The organism is Stenotrophomonas sp. 2YAF22, assembly GCF_052114665.1.
GTDB classification, from domain to species: domain Bacteria; phylum Pseudomonadota; class Gammaproteobacteria; order Xanthomonadales; family Xanthomonadaceae; genus Stenotrophomonas; species Stenotrophomonas indicatrix.
This window is the reverse complement of sequence record NZ_JBFRFE010000515.1, coordinates 1-3166: the sequence shown is the minus strand read 5'-3', so window position 1 is coordinate 3166 and position 3166 is coordinate 1. Positions and strand designations below refer to the sequence as shown.

5 protein-coding genes are annotated in these 3166 nt (G+C 67.9%); all 5 read left to right on the top strand.

Going from position 1 to position 3166, the window contains the following annotated elements; genetic code table 11:
• Positions 1 to 443, top strand: a 443-nt coding sequence (gene folK, locus AB4Y84_RS17420; protein WP_442250539.1) for a 2-amino-4-hydroxy-6-hydroxymethyldihydropteridine diphosphokinase, incomplete at its 5' end; no start/stop codon positions are given.
• A gap of 34 nt (positions 444 to 477) precedes the next feature.
• Entirely contained in the window at positions 478 to 1293 is an 816-nt protein-coding gene (gene panB, locus AB4Y84_RS17415; protein WP_442250538.1) for a 3-methyl-2-oxobutanoate hydroxymethyltransferase, read from the top strand.
• Positions 1290 to 2129 carry a pantoate--beta-alanine ligase gene (panC, locus tag AB4Y84_RS17410; protein WP_336026913.1) on the top strand — a complete coding sequence of 280 codons (840 nt, stop codon included), beginning with the start codon at positions 1290 to 1292 and terminating at the stop codon, positions 2127 to 2129. Before panB ends, panC begins: the two co-directional genes overlap by 4 nt.
• Before the next feature lie 73 nt (positions 2130 to 2202).
• On the top strand, positions 2203 to 2697 hold the full coding sequence (locus AB4Y84_RS17405; RefSeq protein ID WP_442244591.1) for a hypothetical protein: 495 nt from the start codon (positions 2203 to 2205) through the stop codon (positions 2695 to 2697).
• An 87-nt stretch (positions 2698 to 2784) separates the two neighbouring features.
• Positions 2785 to 3165, top strand: a complete 381-nt coding sequence (gene panD / locus AB4Y84_RS17400) for an aspartate 1-decarboxylase (RefSeq protein ID WP_004153087.1) — start codon at positions 2785 to 2787, stop codon at positions 3163 to 3165.
• Position 3166: the final 1 nt, after the last annotated feature.

Genomic DNA, 3166 nt, shown 5'->3' with positions numbered 1-3166 from the left:
CAGCCAACACCGTCCGCGCGGCCATTGCCGCGCTGGACGAGCTGCCCGGAACCCGGCTGACGCAGGCCTCGCGGTTGTACGCGACGCCGGCATGGGGCAACGAGGACCAGCCACCGTTCGTCAACGCAGTGGCCTCGGTCGACACCGATCTGCCCGCCGTCGAGCTGCTGCAGGCCATGCTCGCGCTGGAGCAGCGCTTCGGCCGCGTACGTGATCCCGCCGTGCACTGGGGGCCGCGTGCGCTGGATCTGGACCTGCTGCTGTTCGGCGAGCTGGTGCTGGACCTGCCCGAGCTGAAGGTGCCGCATCCCTACCTGCACGAGCGTGCGTTCGTGTTGGTGCCATTGGCCGAAATCGCCGCCGATCTGGCCATTCCCGGCCATGGCCGCGTGCGGGATGCAGTGATGCGGGTGGATGCCTGCGGGATCGCGCCGTTAGGGTGATAATGCCCGGGTTATCTCCCCCGGTTATCAGCACATGAGCACCCACGCAGACAGCAAGCCCTGGACCGTTCCCGCCCTGGCCGAGGCCAAGCGCAATGGCCAGAAGCTGGTCATGTTGACCGCCTACGACGCAGGCTTCGCCCGCACCTTCGATGCCAACGGTGTCGACCTGATCCTGATCGGCGATTCGCTGGGCATGGTCGTGCAGGGGCACGATTCGACCCTGCCGGTGACCGTCGCCGACATGGTCTATCACACCCRCGCAGTCGCCCGCGTGCTGCAGCGTGCGCTGCTGATCGCCGACCTGCCGTTCGGCGCCGATGCCACCCCGGAACGCGCGCTGGATGCTTCACTGCAGCTGCTGCAGGCGGGTGCGGAGATGGTCAAGATCGAAGGCGCCGGCTTCAAGGTCGACATCATCCGCTACCTGGTCGAGCGCGAGATCCCGGTCTGTTCGCACCTGGGCCTGACCCCGCAGTCGGTGCTGCGCCTGGGTGGCTTCAAGATCCAGGGCCGTGGTGATGCCGCGCGCCAGCTGGTGGACGATGCTAAGGCCGTGGCTGAAGCCGGTGCCAGCATCATGGTGCTCGAATGCGTGCCGACCCCGGTTGCTGCCGCCGTCACCGCCGCGGTGCCTGTGCCGACCATCGGTATCGGTGCCGGTCCGCAGTGCGACGGCCAGGTGCTGGTGCTGCACGATTTCCTCGGTCTGGACAGCGGCCACCGTCGCCCGAAGTTCGTCAAGGACTTCCTGGCTGAAGGCGGTTCGGTGGCCGGCGCCACCCGTGCCTACGCCGATGCCGTGCGCGATGGCAGCTTCCCCGACGAAGAACACGCGTACGCCCAATGATCCAGACCTTCAACGAACTCGGTGCGCTGCGCGCGCAGATCGCGCAGTGGAAGGGCGAGGGCCTGCGCGTGGCGCTGGTGCCGACCATGGGCAACCTGCACGGCGGGCACCACGCGCTGGTCACCCTGGCAAAGCAGTACGCCGACAAGGTGGTGGCCAGCATCTTCGTCAACCCGACACAGTTCGGGCCGAACGAGGATTTCAGCCGCTATCCGCGCACCCCCGAAGCCGATGTGGCCGGGCTGGAGCAGGTGGGCTGCGATGCGGTGTGGCTGCCCAGCGTCGAAGCGATGTACCCGCTGGGCGTGGACAAGACCACGCAGATGCATGCGCCTGGCGTCAGCGAGGTGCTGGAAGGCGCCAGCCGCCCGGGCCATTTCGATGGCGTGTGCACGGTGGTGGCGCGGCTGTTCCTGCAGGTACAGCCGGATGTGGCCGTGTTCGGCCGCAAGGACTACCAGCAGCTGGCGGTCATCAAGCAGATGGTGGCCGAGCTGTCGTTCCCGGTCCAGATCGTCGGTGCCGAGATCGTGCGCGATGAGGATGGCCTGGCCAAGAGCTCGCGCAACCAGTACCTCAGCGCCGAGCAGCGCCCGTTGGCGACCACCCTTCACCGCACCCTGCTGGGCATGCGCGAAGGCTATGTGGCCGGGCACGCGCGTGAACGCATCGAGGCCGACGCCGTCGCTGCGCTGCAGGCAGCGGGCTTCCAGGTGGATTACGCGGTACTGCGCACTCCGGAGCTGGCCGAGCCGAGTTTCGATGGCGGCGGCCGCGTGGCCCTGATCGCCGCGCGCCTGGGCACCACCCGGTTGATCGACAACCTGGAGTTCTGAACCGCCCTGCGCGGTTGTGCAGGGCGCCCGCAGTGGGCGCCCGGTGTTCGCCGGACAAGGACGACCTGCCGATATGACCTCGTTTCCAGCCAGCCCCGGCCGCAGCGCCGTGGCGGCGATCCTGGCGGTGTTCGCCGCCGCGCTGCTGCCTTCGCTGGTGATCGGTGGCCTGATTGCCGGTCTCAGTCTCGGCCAGGAAGTGGCCACGGCCGCGCTGGCGGCCGCATTGATGTTCGTGCTGGCCTTCGCCCACGCCGTGGCGGTGCTGCTGCCGATGGGCTTGGTCCTGCTGTCTTCCGGCCGCCTGCGCTGGGTGTGGTTCGCGCTGGTCGGGGCAGGGCTGGGCGCGCTGGCCATGGCCACCTGTGCCTGGCCCGACGGCTCTGGCGGCGCTCTGATGAGCCAGCTGTCCTCTGCGGGCAACTTCGACTGGGCCAGCTATGCCTTCTCGGTACTGGTGGCCGCCGGATTCGGCCTGATGGCCGGACTGGCGTTCCACGCCGTGTTCCGGGCCGTGCTGGCCGGTGCCGCGGCGCCATCGCCGGGCGCGCAGCAGCGCACCGGCTGAACGGTCTTCAGCATCCTGCGGCCGCTACCTGACCGCTGCCGCGTGGGTGCTAGAATCCGCTCTTTCCTTTGCCGTTGCAGCGCCCCCATGCACCTGTCCCTGCTCAAGACCAAGATCCACCGCGCCACCGTCACCCATTCCGAGCTGAACTACGAAGGCTCCATCGCCATCGATGACAACCTGCTGGCTGCCACCGGCATCCGTGAGTTCGAGCAGGTGCACATCTGGGACGTGACCAACGGTGCGCGCTTCTCGACCTATGCGATCCGCGCCGAAGCCGGCAGCGGCGTCGTCTCGCTCAATGGTGGCGCCGCGCGCCACGTGCAGGTCGGTGACATCATCATCATTGCCGCCTTCGCCAGCATGACCGAGCAGGAAGCCGACAGCTTCAAACCGAAGCTGGTGTACGTGGATGGCAACAACCAGATTTCCCACACCAACGACACGATCCCGACCCAGGCCGCATGAC

Coding starts and splice junctions, on each gene's coding strand:
- panC (WP_336026913.1), top strand. CDS start 1,290: ATGATCCAGACCTTCAACGAACTCGGTGCGCTGCGCGCGCAGATCGCG.
- AB4Y84_RS17405 (WP_442244591.1), top strand. CDS start 2,203: ATGACCTCGTTTCCAGCCAGCCCCGGCCGCAGCGCCGTGGCGGCGATC.
- panD (WP_004153087.1), top strand. CDS start 2,785: ATGCACCTGTCCCTGCTCAAGACCAAGATCCACCGCGCCACCGTCACC.